Raw genomic sequence first — 14,608 nt, forward strand, 5'->3', positions numbered from 1 at the left:
CAATAACATTGTAAAACTGCCTAAAGCACGAATAAAAAAAGACCGTCTAAAAATAGCTTTTAAGACGGCCTCTTTTTTTAGTTTAAATATTCCCATTTCGAGGGCCAGGGGGCTGGGTCTAAATGAAAAAATTATAATACAAATACCCCAAATTAAACAGCACTAAAAACCAAAAACACACCAGACTGAAGATTCGGTAATTACTTCCGGGGCGGTGTTTTTTTGGCATTTGATTTCCGATAACCAGTTTATAATTAAACCAGGCGAGAAAAGGTGCCGAGAGAAATGAAAGCCCTGCAGCGAAATCCACTAATAGTGTAAAGGATCCTGAAAGAAAGAACAATATGGAAAGCGAGAAAACCGGGATAAGAAAAACTGCCCAGGTGTAGATCTTCCATTTCTCTGCTCTGGCTTGTGCTGAATTTTTATCGGGATCTTTTAATTCAGAAATCACCCGCGGGAAGGCATCGGTCACGGTGATCACGGTGCTAAGCATTGTGATAAATGCAGCTACCGAGATTAGGGGTTTGCTCCAGCTGCCCAGGCTTTGGCCGTAGAGGTCTACGAGTTGGGAAGAGAACTCCACGGCATTTCCAGAGAAAGAGAGTCCGCTGCCGAACATCACCAAAACCCCCAAAAAGAAAAAAAGTAAACCTATGAAGGCTGCAGAGAGATAACCTATGTTGAAATCGGCAAAAGCTCCTTTTACCGAGGTTTTTTTATTGTTTTGAATGGCTTTTTCACGGGTCCAGATCGAATGCCAAACCGCCGCATCTAGCGGGATGGGCATCCAGCCCATAAATGCGATGATAAAGCCGATGCTGGCGGTGGTCCAAAGGGAGGGGGCCGGGGTTTGAACGGCAGTTTCTAAAGTTCCGGAGCTAAAGGCCATAATAACCGCAAAAAGAGTAGCCAGGGTAAGAAAACTAACTATGATTTTCATACTCTTATCAAGGCCGGGGTATTTTCCGATTAGGAGTAAGGTGATACTGGCTCCCAGAATTACGAGACTCCACACAAAAGGTGACCAGCCAAAATTAAACAGGCGCTCGGCCAGCCCCGCTGAAACGATAGTTACAGCCGCCTGGATAATGAACATACTGCCAATGGTGATAATGATATAGATCCAGTAAGGGAATTTGCCCAGGCGCTTATAGCCGGAAATAAGATGCTGTCCCGTTGCCGCTGCATAACGCGGCCCAAATTCCAGAAAAGGATATTTTGAAACGCAGGCTAAAACAAGAGCCCAAAGCAAAATAAATCCGTAATCGGCGCCGGCGCGGGTGGCCTGCACCAAATGCGAAACCCCAATCGCTGCGCCTGCCAGCAAAAAACCCGGACCTATGTTTTTGAGTAGTTTTTTAAGTTTCAAGAATCGGTTTAATTATTTTCCTGAAGCTAAATTTAAGAGGATTCTTTAAACCTGCAATTTTGATAATTTCCCGGAAGTTTAGTTTTCAGCAATTTCTGAAATAAAATCCTTATTTACTTCGTGCCCTCCCTCAAAAGTTTTGATTTCAAAATTCGACGGAAAAAGTTTGTTGAGGCGTTCTTGTTCCCGGGCTATGTCGGCTTCAGAAAAATATTGATCCCTTGTTCCATAGAGGTAACTAAATTTTGAATTTTTCAGAAAAGAAAAATCTTCAGCCTGCAATTCCACTGGGACTTTCCCTGAATGCATCACTAAATGATCGCAGTTAATTTTTCTACGTGCCACCCAACGTGTCACCACCGATACGCCTTGTGAATAACCGAAAAGAATGAGGCGGTGTGCTTTTTCCAGGTTTTCAGCCTTATAAACAGCATCGAGATAATTCAGTACATTTTCGATCTCATGTTCGGTGCTTTCCCGGGTGAGCCAGGAAGCCCCCACGTGTTTGTATTCGCCATTGAGGTAATATTTGGAAGGCGCCTGCGGGGCGATGATATAGTTCTCTTCCTGATTGAGGTGTGTAAAGTATTTCAGGAAATACCGGCTTAAATAGCCAATCCCGTGGCAAACTACCCAAACATTTTTTGTTTGGGGGGTGAATTTATTCAAGACCTCGTAGGTATTGGTGCTTTGGTAAGAAAGCCTATGTTCGGTGCTCATATTTCCTGCCTGCTTTTGTATTTTTACAAAGAAACCAATCTAATCGAAATGACCCAAGAAGAACTGCTGGAGCTTTCTAAAAAAGTGTGTAAAAACACGCTAATGGAAACCCTGGATATAGAATTTACTGAAGTTGGAGAAGATTATCTCATCGCAAAAATGCCAGTGACCTCAAAAGTGCATCAACCCGATGGCGTACTGCACGGCGGTGCAAGCGTGGCCCTGGCCGAAAGCGTTGGCAGTATGGCCAGCTTTATCTTTCTGAATGTAGAGGAATTTACCGTAAGAGGCATTGAGATCTCGGCTAATCATCTCAAAAGTATTGCTGAAGGAGTTGTTTTTGCCAGGGCCTCATTTATCCATAAGGGCCGCACGACGCAGCTTTGGGAGATTCGCATTACCGATGAAGCTGGAACTTTGATTTCGCTGGTGAAACTCACCACCATTGCGTTACCTAAAAAGAAATAGCTATGAAACCCGAAGAATTTTTCAGCAAGCTTGAAGCTCAGTATCAGAAACATTTGCCCTTTGTGGCCTGGCACGACCCGAATTCGGGTAGGGGGGAGACCAAAGCTTTATTGCAGCAGGATGCTTCAGAAAATATTCTGAGAGATTTTACAGAAAGCGGTTTTGTTTTCTCCCCATTTGATGATAGCTCTTCAAGCTATTTCATTCCGCAGGAAAAAGCCGAATATTTAAGCACTGAATATCTTGGCTTTATCGATGAAGAAAAAGTTTTGGAAAAAGAAAAGCCTTCATTCCCACCTGAACAGTTTGTGCAGCAAACAAGAGCCGAACACGAGTCATTGGTGGAAAAAGCGGTACAGGCCATCAAAAATGGAGAATTTAAAAAGGTAGTGCTATCCAGGCGGGAAGAGGTAGAGACACAGCTGGGTGCCCTGGAAATATTTAGAGATCTTTTGAAGAAATATAAATCGGCTTTTGTGTATCTCTGGTTTCATCCAAAAACCGGACTGTGGATGGGCGCCACGCCAGAAAGTTTGCTTAAAGTTGAACGAAATACATTTAAAACAATGGCCCTTGCAGGTACCCAGAGTTACAAGGGTATCACTGAAGTGAGTTGGGGAGCCAAAGAGGTGGAAGAACAACAAATTGTGACCGATTATATTCTGGAAAATCTCAAAAAGGTGACTTCAGAAAATATTGATACTTCTGAAACCTATACTGCCCGGGCAGGAAGTTTATTACATTTAAGAACCGATATTCAGGGTAAAATTGATCCGAACAATCCCGACCTAAAACAACTTATCACTGCCTTACATCCCACTCCTGCCGTTTGTGGGATGCCCAAAGAGAAAGCCAGGGAATTTATTTTAAAAAATGAAAATTACGACCGGGAGTTTTACACCGGATTTTTGGGAGAGCTCAATTTTAAAAATGAAGTGAAACGGAGTTTAAATCGAAGAAATCAGGAAAATCAGGCCTATGGGAGTATTTCAAAAAGCACGGCTTTGTTCGTGAATTTGCGCTGTATGAAACTGGAGGGCGATGAAGCCGTGATTTTTGTGGGGGGAGGAATCACTTATGATTCTGAGCCCGCTGCCGAATTTGAAGAAACTCAGAATAAAGCCCAAACGATGAAGGCGGTACTCGTAAAATAAATCCTTCTAAAAATCGTAATTTTGGGTAGAAATTAGACCTCACAGGTTTCCAAAACCTGTGAGGTCTGCGATATGACCTGTGAGGTCTAATGTTACCAAAAACAAATTTGTGAAATATTCTAAAATTCCCGTAGCCCGCTCGGTGGTGGCACTTTGCGTGGCAAAAAATATACAAAGAGTGGTGATCTCGCCCGGTTCGAGAAATGCCCCCTTAACCCTGGGTTTTACCCATCATCCCGAAATTACGTCTTACAGTATTGTCGATGAACGTTCGGCGGCCTTTTTTGCGTTGGGAATGGCGCAGCAGCTTCAGCAGCCTGTGGCTCTGGTTTGTAGTTCAGGCTCGGCTTTGCTGAATTATTATCCTGCGATTGCTGAGGCTTTTTACAGCGATATTCCGCTGGTGATCATCTCGGCCGACAGGCCTGTGGAGCGCATCGACATTGGTGACGGGCAAACCATTAGACAGAAAAACGTATTTGAAAATCATATTCTGTATTCGGCTAATTTGTATTCTGAATTGGTGCTGGACAACGAAGCTGAAGATCCCAAACTTCAGCAAAAACAATTTGAGGCGCGTAAACATAACGAACGCGAAATCAACCTGGCGTTAAATAAGGCCATAGAGGAGAAGGGACCGGTGCACATCAATGTGCCTTTCTACGAGCCTTTGTATGATTTGGTAGAAAATATTGAGGTAAACCCTATTCAGATTTTTCCGGAGATAAAGCAGCGTACTTATTCGCCAAAACAACTGGAAACCTATGCTGAAATGTGGAATCGGGCCAGGCGAAAAATGATTATTGTTGGAGTGGCGCAACCTAATGCTGTAGAGCAAAAATTCCTCGACTTTTTGGCAAAAGATCCATCGGTAATAGTTTTTACTGAAACCACCTCCAATTTACACCATCCCGAATTTTTTACCCGAATAGATACTACAATTGGGCCCATTGAAAGAGAAGATGATCCAGAAGCGCACTTTAGAAAGCTTCAGCCGGAAATCCTGCTCACTTTTGGAGGGATGATTATCTCAAAAAAAATCAAGGCTTTTCTTCGAAAATATCAGCCGCAGCAACATTGGCACATCGATGAGAAAAAAGCATACAATACCTTTTTCTGTCTGAATAAACATTTTGAAACTTCGGTAAATTCATTTTTTGAAAATTTTCTTCCGCTTAGCAAAGAGATTGAAAGCGATTACGGAGCTTACTGGAAAAATATCAGGGAAAAGCGACAGGCCCGGCACGAGGAGTATATGAATGAGATCCCGTATTCAGATTTAAAAGCGATGCAGCTCATAGTGCCACAAGTGCCTGAAGATTATATCCTTCAGCTGGGCAATAGTTCGATTATTCGCTATGCGCAGCTTTTTAAATGGAAGGAAAATATCAGGGTTTTTTGCAACCGCGGTACCAGCGGGATAGATGGAAGTTTATCTACGGCCGTAGGTGCAGCCTGCGTGAAGGCCGGGCCTGTGCTAATGATTTCTGGCGACCTAAGTTTTTTCTATGACAGCAACGCGCTTTGGAATAATTATATGCCTTCTAATTTCAGGGTGATCGTGATCAATAATCAGGGGGGTGGGATTTTCAGGATACTTCCCGGGAATAAGAATACCGAAAATTTCGATACTTACTTTGAAACCATACATAACTTAAAAGCAAAGCCCTTGTGTGAGCTATATGGCCTGGATTATCTCACTGCAAAAACTTCAGAAGAAATAAGCCAAAATCTCGAAGAATTTTTTGCTGAATCTGAGAGGCCTAAACTCTTGGAAATTTTTACCCCCAGAAAGGTCAACGATGAGGTCCTGCTCGAATACTTTAATTTTATGAAATCTTAAGATTTGATTTTCGGTTCTTCGGGCATAGTTTGGTAACTTTAAGCATATTAACCAAATAATTTTTAAACTATGGCAACTAAAACCGATGAAAAAGTTGGAAAATACATCCAGGATGTAAAAGACAAAATTGGGGAAGAACCCGATGTAGATTTGCTTAGAAAAGTGACAGAGGCCTGTGGTCCCAGTATCTTTAGAAGTGATGCGGAAACCGTTTCAAGTTCATCAGACTCTGAAATGGAAACCGTTAAAAAGAATTTTCTGGTAAAAAAGCTTGGCCTGAAAGACGATAGCAAACTGGATGAAGGATTAAATGCAGTTATCGAAAAATATGGGAAATCCAATCGCAATAAATATCGTGCAGTAGTATATTATTTACTAACCAAACATTTTAAAAAGGAAAGCGTTTTTAAATAAGAAACGCAATTTTAAAAATCCGCTTTTTGGAAACAGAAAGCGGATTTTTTGTTTTTGAGGGTTTAGCCGTTATATTCACTTATCTTTGCAGTCTAAAAATTTTTTATGCTCGATATTGGCCAGGATCACAAGCTTATCATAGATCGCGAAACCGAACCCGGATTATTTCTTAGAAATGAAGAAGGCGATGAGGTTTTACTTCCTAATAAATATATTCCCGCAACCTGGGAAATAGGAGGTGAGATAGAGGTTTTTGTGTATTTAGATCACGAGGAAAGACCTGTAGCTACCACCCTAAAGCCATTGGTGAAACTGGATGAATTCGCTTTTCTGAAATGTGTAGAAGTAACCGAATTTGGTGCTTTCCTGGATTGGGGTCTGGAAAAACATTTATTTGTGCCGTTTAAAGAGCAGGCCTACCCAATGAAAAAAGGTGGAAGGTATTTGATTTTCTGTTATTTAGATGAAGACACCAACCGACTGGTTGCTTCCAGTAAGGTGCACGCTTTTTTGGATAATTTAGAATTAACCGTCGAGCCATTTGAAGAGGTAGATTTGATCATTAGCAATAAATCTGATTTGGGATATAATGTAATAATCAATCAGTTGCACCTGGGCTTGATTTATCACGATGAGGTATTTCAGAATTTGAATGTGGGAGACGAAATGCGCGGCTGGATTAAGAAAACCCGACCCGATGGAAAGATCGACGTGAGCCTGCAGCGCCCGGGCTATCGCAGTATAGAACCCAATGCCCAGCGTATTCTTGATGAATTAGAGCGAAATAACGGGTTTATTAGCGTAAATGATAAATCTTCACCTACAGAGGTTCAGCGTATTTTGGAGATGAGTAAGAAAAGCTTTAAAAAAGCGGCCGGAAATCTTTACAAAAATCGGCAAATAGATATCAGGGAAGATGGCATCTATTTGAAAAAGCCGAAAGCCTAATAAAATCTTCGATAAGGAGAATGATAATAATAAGCATGGGGATTCATCATTCTACGGGTAGTATGATACATCATATTTTCTCTGAACCGCTGGTTTTGATAATATGGGTTAGATTCGTAGGCTTCGTTTCTCACCCCGCTTTGATTGTCGCGTAAACCGGCTGAAAAACTAAATTTACCCGATTTCAGATCTTTTTTGGCTATGGGGTGGCCCAGGTCTACTGTTCTCTTCCTGTATGAATTATCGCGCTCAATAAGGGCAACCATATCGATCCCGTGGTTCAATTCGCTTTCTACATTTAAAAAAGCACCGCTTCTAATATGAAAATTTGATTTTTCCAGACCAAAGTCGAAGGGCAAAAGCTGAGGTTTGATTTCATTTCGGGAAATGCTGAAATCTTCGGCATTCCAGTAATCAAATTCCTGAGCCTGCAGTGGCATTACAAATATAAAAGCTGAAAAAAATAAAAATCGAAATTTCATTAAATCAAATTTGTAAGGAAGAATCAAAAATAATGCAAAAATTACCCTGAGCCTTAAAAAATCTTATTTTAGCTCTAAAATAAGAATTATGAGTAAAATCGAGTGGAAAATCGCTAAAGAATACGAAGATATCACTTATAAAAAAGCTAATGGTGTAGCCAGAATTGCTTTTAACCGGCCTGAAGTTCGCAATGCTTTTAGACCAAAAACTACCAGTGAATTGCTGGATGCCTTTCACGATGCCCAGGAAGATACCAGTATCGGCTGCGTGTTGCTGTCGGGGGAAGGACCATCGCCAAAGGATGGTGGCTGGGCCTTTTGCAGCGGCGGCGATCAAAAAGCCCGGGGGCACCAGGGTTATGTGGGGGAAGACGGTTATCACCGCCTAAATATCCTGGAAGTTCAGCGGCTTATAAGATTTATGCCCAAAGCTGTTATTTGTGTGGTTCCCGGTTGGGCCGTAGGAGGGGGGCATAGCCTGCACGTGGTTTGCGACCTAACGCTTGCCAGTAAAGAACACGCCGTCTTCAAACAAACCGATGCCGATGTTACCAGTTTTGATGCGGGCTATGGTTCGGCTTACTTAGCGAAAATGGTGGGACAGAAGAAGGCGCGTGAGATCTTTTTCCTTGGAAGAAATTACTCTGCCCAGGAGGCTTATGAAATGGGGATGGTTAATGCGGTAATTCCGCACGAAGAATTAGAAGATACCGCTTATGAATGGGCTCAGGAGATTATGGCCAAATCACCCACCTCTATTAAAATGCTGAAGTTCGCGATGAACCTCACCGATGATGGGATGGTAGGCCAGCAGGTGTTTGCAGGGGAAGTAACCCGACTTGCTTATATGACCGATGAAGCCAAAGAAGGGAGAGATGCCTTTCTTGAAAAAAGGAAACCTAATTTTGATAAAAAATGGATTCCGTAGAGAGGGTCTTTATATTTTAAAATTAAAAAGCCGCAAATCTTTCGAATTGCGGCTTTTTCCTTTAACTAACTAAATTATTCTTATCTCAATTTGGGAAATTTTGAAGGCATAGCTTCGTGCATAATCCCATACACTTTTTCATAAATATCTTCGGCTGAAGGTTTGGAGAAATAATCACCATCGGTACCATAGGCAGGGCGATGCTCTTTGGCAGTAAGCGTTTCAGGCTTACTATCCAGGAATTTCCAGCCATCCTGTTCGTTTAGAACCTTGTCCAGAATATATGAGGAGGCTCCACCTGGTACATCTTCATCTATAATTAGCAGTCGATTGGTTTTCTCTAAACTTTTTACAATATCGTGATCCAGGTCGAAGGGTAACAAAGACTGAACATCGATAATTTCAGCATTTATACCAACTTCTTCAAGCTCCCGGGCGGTTTGTTCTACTATTCTTAAAGTAGAGCCATAAGAAACCAGGCTGATATCAGTACCTTCTTTTACAGTTTCTACTTTTCCGATAGGAGTAGTGAATTCACCTAAGTTTTCGGGTAATTTCTCCTTTAATCGGTATCCATTAAGACATTCTACCACCAGGGCCGGAGTGTCTTGTTGTAACAACGTATTGTAGAATCCGGCGGCTTTGGTCATATTTCGGGGAACTAAAACATACATTCCGCGTACTAAATTTAAAATTCCGCCCATTTGAGAGCCGCTATGCCAGATTCCCTCCAGGCGATGCCCGCGTGTTCTAATAATTAGCGGAGCTTTTTGCTTTCCCTTGGTACGATATAGTAAAGTGGCAAGATCATCACTCATTCCCTGCAGGGCATACATTACATAATCCAGATATTGAATTTCAGCAATTGGCCTAAGCCCACGCATTGCCATTCCAATACCCTGTCCAAGAATGGTAGCTTCGCGGATACCAACATCGGCTACGCGTAATTTTCCATATTTTTTCTGAAGACCTTCCAGCCCCTGGTTAACATCTCCTATCTCCCCGGCATCCTCACCGAAAATTAAAGTTTCAGGACGAGTAGCAAAGATTTTATCAAAATTATCCCGTAGAACCACCCGGGCGTCTACTTCTTTAGAATCTTCAGCATAAACCGGGTTTATTTCCTCAACTTCTAAACCTGTATCACTATAGAGAAAACTACTGTAATCGTGAGTAGTTTGCTCCAGGACTTCATCCATCCAGAATATAAGCTGCTGCTTTTTTTCTGAATTTTCATTTACCAAAAACCGCAAACTCTTTCTGGCAGCTGCTACTACATCTCTTTTTAGCGGTTCTTTAATGGCTTTTAATTCCTTAACCAGCCCGGCTAATTGAGTTTTATTCTCACTGCTTTTAGCGATTTCAGCCAGCTGAAGCAATAATTCTTTTTGGCGTTCTTTTATAGGAGCCTGATAATTCTCCCAGGCCGCTCTTTTACCTTCACGAACCTGTTTTTTAATTTCTTTTTCGATTGCGTCGAGATCATCGGCTGTACTAAAGTCGTTTTCGAGAATCCATTCTCTGAACTTAACATTACAGTCGTGTTCCCGCTCCCAGGAAAGCCTGTCTTCGTTTTTATAACGCTCGTGAGATCCTGAAGTGGAGTGACCCTGGGGTTGAGTGAGTTCGGTTACGTGTATGAGCACCGGGCAATGTTCATTTCTGGCAATTTCTGAAGCTTTTTCATAAGCTTCTACCAGGGCAACATAATCCCAGCCTTTTACCACGATTATTTCGAAGCCTTTATTTTCTTCATCCCTCTGAAAACCTTTTAGAATTTCAGAAATATTCTCTTTGGTGGTTTGATGCCTGGCGTGAACTGAAATTCCATATTCATCATCCCATACGCTCATAACCATTGGAACCTGCAATACCCCGGCGGCATTGATAGTTTCCCAAAAATGACCTTCACTTGTACTGGCATTCCCTATGGTTCCCCAGGCAATTTCATTGCCTTCATGCGTAAAATTAGGGGCATCTATTCCCTCTACATTTCTGTAAATTTTTGAAGCCTGAGCCAGCCCCAGTAATCTGGGCATTTGTCCTGCAGTTGGGGAAATATCGGCGCTGGAATTTTTTTGTTCCATCAGGTTTTTCCAGCTTCCGTCTTCGTTTAGACTATGCGTGGTAAAGTGACCGCCCATTTGGCGACCGCCACTCATAGGTTCATTTTCAAGGTTAGCATCGGCATATAATCCGGCAAAAAACTGCCTGATGTTAAGTTGGTCAATCGCCATCATAAAGGTTTGATCGCGATAGTATCCCGAGCGAAAATCTCCGTTTTTAAAAACCTTGGCCATAGCCAATTGAGGTAGTTCCTTTCCATCTCCAAAAATTCCGAATTTCGCTTTTCCGGTAAGAACTTCGCGTCTTCCCAGAAGGCTACATTCACGGCTGGTAACGGCGATCTTATAATCTTCGAGTACCTGTGCCTTAAAATCTTCAAATGAAATTGAATCTTTAGTTTGAGTTTCGCTTTGCATGAACCTGGTTTTGTATTGCAACAAATGTAACGAAAACAAAAATTATATACAATTCATTAATTTCTGCAATTTTTAGTAAATATTTATTTTAATCTCTAAAAAATAAGATTAATAAAATTTAACTCCTTTTAAGATTGTTTTAATTGTGGAATAAATAATTACGCAAGAGCTTTTGTGATAATGCTCCAATATAGAAGGAAAATTCTTAGTACCACCTGCGGGTAAAGAGACGTATTAAGGTATTTACATCTAAAGACACGATAAACCTGATTTTTTGATCATAATCGGGTTGCGCTATTTCCCAACCCAGGTTGGAATATACCGGAAAGAAAATTTCAAAATAATCATCTACCAAACTTAGCCGAATCCCCGAATCATACATAAAAGCCGCGTTCTCGTGTTTATTTTTTACAAGCCCCACATCTCCGTAAACAAAAATCCATTTCCAGAGATTGGTACTTCCGTTCAGGGTGGTAATCCATTGGTTTGCAAATTCAGGTTGAAGCTGAGATTTAAAACCACCTTCAGCTACGATAATTTGCTGGCTAAAAAGACCGCTGCCCTGGCTTCTTCCGTAGTAATTATAGTCGAAAAGATAATCGGTAGGGCGATCCAGGGCGAAACTAAAATAATTATTGTCGGTCACATCGCTATATAGAAAGGTACCCGTGAAAAACCTTAGGTTGATTTGCCGGTTGTTTCTGAATAACTTCCGGTATTCGAGGCTGGCCGAAATTTTACTGAATTTATCGGCTAGCTGAAAATCGAAAGTAGCCGCATAGAAATCTACCAAATGCGGGTTGCTGTAACGATAATTAATATTAAAGACGTTGTAATTGGGTTGTTCCAGGGGAGCTTCAGGCAGTTCATCCCGGCGCACATTTACATTTCGAATCATTAATTGCTGGCGCTCGTTATTTCTCAAATAATTTCTTCGGAAGGAAAAAGCGAGGAAGGGAGTGTATTTTTCGTAAAACAGGTTGTATCCATAAGAAAATCTGGTGCCGCTAATTCCGTATCGAATGGCGTGTAGTTCCTTATCCCGAAACTGATGCGTATTCACCAAAGAAGCTGAACCTACGATGGTTTCAGAATTAAAGCCATATTTGGGTGCGATCTTAAAATCGAAGGTTTTATTAAGTATGGTTTTATTATAAAGTTTGGGCCCAATTGAAATCCCGTCGTAGAGGTTATAGTCAAATTCAGGCATAAAGAAAAGCTGGGTATAGCGGGGATCTTCCACATCCTGAAGCAACCTGAATTGCAGGGGTTTGTTAAATAGCTTTGTAACCCGGCGATAATTGTCTCTTTGGTTAAATTCGGGAATAGTAGCCTCATAATTAAGGGCTAGTCTATCTATACTATCCCGGGCAATTTTGACGGTTTTTTTATCTCTCACCCCGGTTACCCAGGTTTTAGAGACGATCTCGCCATCTTTTAAACCGTAAAGCGAGATGGGAAAATTGTTTTTTCGTTTGTTCTTAATTTCTACGACGAGTGAATCTTTTTGCTTCTGAAGCCCGGAAATTCTGAAATCGATCTTTTTATTGGTTTGCAGATAATCCCCGAAAAACCAGGAAATATCCTTGGAAGAATTTTTCAGCAAAATTCTTTGGAAATCTTCACTGGAGGCGGGCTTTAAAAGATAATCCTGATAAAATTCCCTAATCGAAGCCTGAATTTCACCGTTGCCTAAAAAATCTTCCAAATAGCGCATTCCCACACCGGCTTTGTAGGCATTGGCTATATTTACATTAAACTTTACCAGGGAATCCTGTGCCATAGTTAATGGTTGATCAAGATTCAACCTGGCCATATTCATATATAAAAACTGATACTGATCGTTAAATTCCAGGTCGGCAGCGTGAAACCATCTAATCCCGATAATATGGCTAAGATTTCCTAAAAGACGCATATTAGGATAGTAAGTATCTACATAATCCATCATAACCGAAACTAAAATAGCGTCGTGTACCCACTGTTCGTAACGCGGATTTATTAGGATAGTATTTTTCAAGTAGTGGTTGGTGATGGTTTTTAACATCTTTATATCGTACTGAAAACCATCTGGAAAAGGCCTGATAAAACCGGGTAATTGATTTAAGCCATATACAGGGTTGCTGAGATAATCTTCCTGGGTGATGAGCATTAAATCGTGAGGATATTCTCCCATTCGCGAATTTAAATACTCAAAAATTCTATCGGTGATAAGGCGCTTTACCGGTGGTGCCAGCCCGTCATCTTCCACATTAGTAATCAATTCGGGTTTTCCTGAAGTAACCGATTCAAATTGCACCGATTTAGTGAGATATAGTTTGGTTTCAACCTGGCTTTTACCCGAAAATTTTAAGTTTTTTCTTCCGTTGTTATTCGTGCTTTCTACCAAATTCATCGAACTGAAGGGGTAGTATCCAGAAGGAACCTCAAGATCAACTTCAACATCGAAAGGCGCCGAGAAACGATTGTCGAGATTACGATGACTGTATAGTTGCCAGCCGTTTTCATCATCAAAAACCGCAGGGGTTAGAAACCAGTATCTTATTTTATAAGTCCCGTCACCATTCACACCAAAACGGGTGAATTTATCGCTTGGAATCTTTACAATATAATTTAGGTGAATAGTAGTTTTTTCGCCGGGAAGCAGACTTTCAGGAAGCCGGATACGAACAATGTCGGGGGCGGTGAAAGGTCTTTCCCAAAAGAGAGAATCTTTGTCGTTGGAGGTGATAGATTCGATATAGGTTTCCCCGCGCTCATCTTCTTTAGCGAAATGGAAACGTCTTGCAAATTCTTCGGCAAAACGCCGGGCCAGGGGAGTGGTTTTACTGCTAAACGCATTGGCCCAGTCGTTTAAATATATTTCATTTAAAGCAGTGTTACCGGTATTTTCATAGGTAATGCTGTGTTCAATAATAAATTTGCGTTCGGTCTCAGCTAAACTGGCATTTACCTGCATAGAGGTTTGACCCAATATGCCGGGAGAGACCAGTAGTAATAATAAAAGGAGGATATATTTCAAAAGAAATCCCGGGATTAAGCAAAGTTAGAACGGCGTTAAATATACTGAAACTTAGTTATGAACAAACACTGCTTTAGAAATTAGGGCTAAGATTATATTCGTCGTAGAATTTATTAAGAATATCAATTACTTCATCCTCGTGATCTACTATTTGAACCAGGTCCATATCGGGTGCACTAATATTCTGAAAACTGTCTAACAGGGTAGCTTTAATCCAGTCTACCAGCCCACTCCAGTAATCACTGCCAACCAGGATTATGGGGAATTTATCTATTTTTTTGGTCTGAATGAGCGTAATAGCTTCAAAGAGCTCATCTAAAGTTCCAAAACCGCCCGGCATCACCACAAAGCCCTGAGAGTATTTAACGAACATTACCTTGCGAACAAAGAAATAGTCGAAGTCGAGACTTTTATCGTTATCTATGTAAGGGTTGTCATGTTGTTCGAAGGGAAGATCTATGTTTAATCCTACCGAGGTGCCCCCGCCAAGGTGAGCTCCTTTATTACCGGCTTCCATAATACCCGGGCCACCACCGGTAATTACTCCGTAACCATTTTCAACAATTTTTTTGGAAATTTTCTCGGCAAGCTTATAATATTTGTGGTCTGGTTTTGTTCTGGCTGAACCGAATATAGAAACACAGGGCCCAATTTGGCTTAGTTTTTCATACCCGTTAACGAATTCACCCATTATTTTAAAGATCGCCCAGGAATCGTTGGTTTTAATTTCATTCCAGGCTTTATTCTTCTGATTTGTTCTCATTTTAATTTTGTAAT

At 41.2% G+C, this 14,608-nt stretch carries 12 protein-coding genes; 6 read left to right on the forward strand and 6 right to left on the reverse strand.

Translation table 11 applies throughout. The features are described from left to right. Positions 1 to 118 precede the first annotated feature (118 nt). A complete protein-coding gene (locus ACW6QP_RS05450; RefSeq protein ID WP_457909842.1) occupies positions 119 to 1,372 on the reverse strand; it encodes an Nramp family divalent metal transporter in 1,254 nt (417 codons plus the stop codon). 78 nt (positions 1,373 to 1,450) lie between these two features. After that, on the reverse strand, positions 1,451 to 2,092 hold the full coding sequence (locus tag ACW6QP_RS05455) for an alpha/beta hydrolase (protein WP_457909843.1): 642 nt from the start codon (positions 2,090 to 2,092) through the stop codon (positions 1,451 to 1,453). Positions 2,093 to 2,140: 48 nt separating this feature from the next. Between ACW6QP_RS05455 and ACW6QP_RS05460 the strand changes: the two genes are divergently transcribed. The 5 genes from ACW6QP_RS05460 (at position 2,141) to ACW6QP_RS05480 (ending at position 6,919) form a co-directional block, all read left to right on the forward strand. Continuing rightward, positions 2,141 to 2,560: a PaaI family thioesterase gene (locus ACW6QP_RS05460; RefSeq protein ID WP_457909844.1), complete on the forward strand. Its 420-nt coding sequence runs from the start codon at positions 2,141 to 2,143 to the stop codon at positions 2,558 to 2,560. Positions 2,561 to 2,562: 2 nt separating this feature from the next. Then, entirely contained in the window at positions 2,563 to 3,714 is a 1,152-nt protein-coding gene (locus ACW6QP_RS05465) for a chorismate-binding protein (RefSeq protein WP_457909845.1), read from the forward strand. A gap of 109 nt (positions 3,715 to 3,823) precedes the next feature. After that, a complete protein-coding gene (menD, locus tag ACW6QP_RS05470) occupies positions 3,824 to 5,557 on the forward strand; it encodes a 2-succinyl-5-enolpyruvyl-6-hydroxy-3-cyclohexene-1-carboxylic-acid synthase (protein WP_457909846.1) in 1,734 nt (577 codons plus the stop codon). A gap of 69 nt (positions 5,558 to 5,626) precedes the next feature. Beyond that, on the forward strand, positions 5,627 to 5,971 hold the full coding sequence (locus ACW6QP_RS05475) for a DUF2853 family protein (RefSeq protein WP_457909847.1): 345 nt from the start codon (positions 5,627 to 5,629) through the stop codon (positions 5,969 to 5,971). Between the two features lie 105 nt (positions 5,972 to 6,076). Continuing rightward, positions 6,077 to 6,919 carry a CvfB family protein gene (locus ACW6QP_RS05480; protein WP_457909848.1) on the forward strand — a complete coding sequence of 281 codons (843 nt, stop codon included), beginning with the start codon at positions 6,077 to 6,079 and terminating at the stop codon, positions 6,917 to 6,919. On the opposite strand, the gene ACW6QP_RS05485 is transcribed toward ACW6QP_RS05480, so the two are convergent. Continuing rightward, positions 6,916 to 7,401, reverse strand: a complete 486-nt coding sequence (locus ACW6QP_RS05485) for a hypothetical protein (protein WP_457909849.1) — start codon at positions 7,399 to 7,401, stop codon at positions 6,916 to 6,918. The genes ACW6QP_RS05480 and ACW6QP_RS05485 overlap by 4 nt on opposite strands. Positions 7,402 to 7,489: 88 nt before the next feature. Here ACW6QP_RS05485 and ACW6QP_RS05490 point away from each other — a divergent pair, with 88 nt between their 5' ends. Further along, entirely contained in the window at positions 7,490 to 8,329 is an 840-nt protein-coding gene (locus ACW6QP_RS05490; RefSeq protein ID WP_457909850.1) for a 1,4-dihydroxy-2-naphthoyl-CoA synthase, read from the forward strand. 80 nt (positions 8,330 to 8,409) lie between these two features. Here the strand turns inward: ACW6QP_RS05490 and ACW6QP_RS05495 are convergent, their stop codons facing one another. The 3 genes from ACW6QP_RS05495 to ACW6QP_RS05505 all read right to left on the reverse strand — a co-directional run bounded on the left by ACW6QP_RS05495 (position 8,410) and on the right by ACW6QP_RS05505 (position 14,594). Continuing rightward, on the reverse strand, positions 8,410 to 10,812 hold the full coding sequence (locus tag ACW6QP_RS05495) for an alpha-ketoacid dehydrogenase subunit alpha/beta (protein ID WP_457909851.1): 2,403 nt from the start codon (positions 10,810 to 10,812) through the stop codon (positions 8,410 to 8,412). A gap of 205 nt (positions 10,813 to 11,017) precedes the next feature. Then, positions 11,018 to 13,831: a metalloprotease gene (locus tag ACW6QP_RS05500; protein WP_457909852.1), complete on the reverse strand. Its 2,814-nt coding sequence runs from the start codon at positions 13,829 to 13,831 to the stop codon at positions 11,018 to 11,020. Between the two features lie 73 nt (positions 13,832 to 13,904). Further along, positions 13,905 to 14,594 (reverse strand): LOG family protein, encoded by a 690-nt coding sequence (locus ACW6QP_RS05505; protein WP_457909853.1) that lies wholly within the window; start codon positions 14,592 to 14,594, stop codon positions 13,905 to 13,907. Between the last annotated feature and the right edge of the window lie 14 nt (positions 14,595 to 14,608).

The organism is Salegentibacter haimaensis (assembly GCF_054121495.1).

Excerpts from the sequence above, each read along its gene's own strand:
- ACW6QP_RS05455 (WP_457909843.1), bottom strand. The coding sequence starts at position 2,092 with ATGAGCACCGAACATAGGCTTTCTTACCAAAGCACCAATACCTACGAG.
- ACW6QP_RS05460 (WP_457909844.1), top strand. The coding sequence starts at position 2,141 with ATGACCCAAGAAGAACTGCTGGAGCTTTCTAAAAAAGTGTGTAAAAAC.
- ACW6QP_RS05465 (WP_457909845.1), top strand. The coding sequence starts at position 2,563 with ATGAAACCCGAAGAATTTTTCAGCAAGCTTGAAGCTCAGTATCAGAAA.
- ACW6QP_RS05475 (WP_457909847.1), top strand. The coding sequence starts at position 5,627 with ATGGCAACTAAAACCGATGAAAAAGTTGGAAAATACATCCAGGATGTA.
- ACW6QP_RS05480 (WP_457909848.1), top strand. The coding sequence starts at position 6,077 with ATGCTCGATATTGGCCAGGATCACAAGCTTATCATAGATCGCGAAACC.
- ACW6QP_RS05485 (WP_457909849.1), bottom strand. The coding sequence starts at position 7,401 with ATGAAATTTCGATTTTTATTTTTTTCAGCTTTTATATTTGTAATGCCA.
- ACW6QP_RS05490 (WP_457909850.1), top strand. The coding sequence starts at position 7,490 with ATGAGTAAAATCGAGTGGAAAATCGCTAAAGAATACGAAGATATCACT.
- ACW6QP_RS05495 (WP_457909851.1), bottom strand. The coding sequence starts at position 10,812 with ATGCAAAGCGAAACTCAAACTAAAGATTCAATTTCATTTGAAGATTTT.
- ACW6QP_RS05505 (WP_457909853.1), bottom strand. The coding sequence starts at position 14,594 with ATGAGAACAAATCAGAAGAATAAAGCCTGGAATGAAATTAAAACCAAC.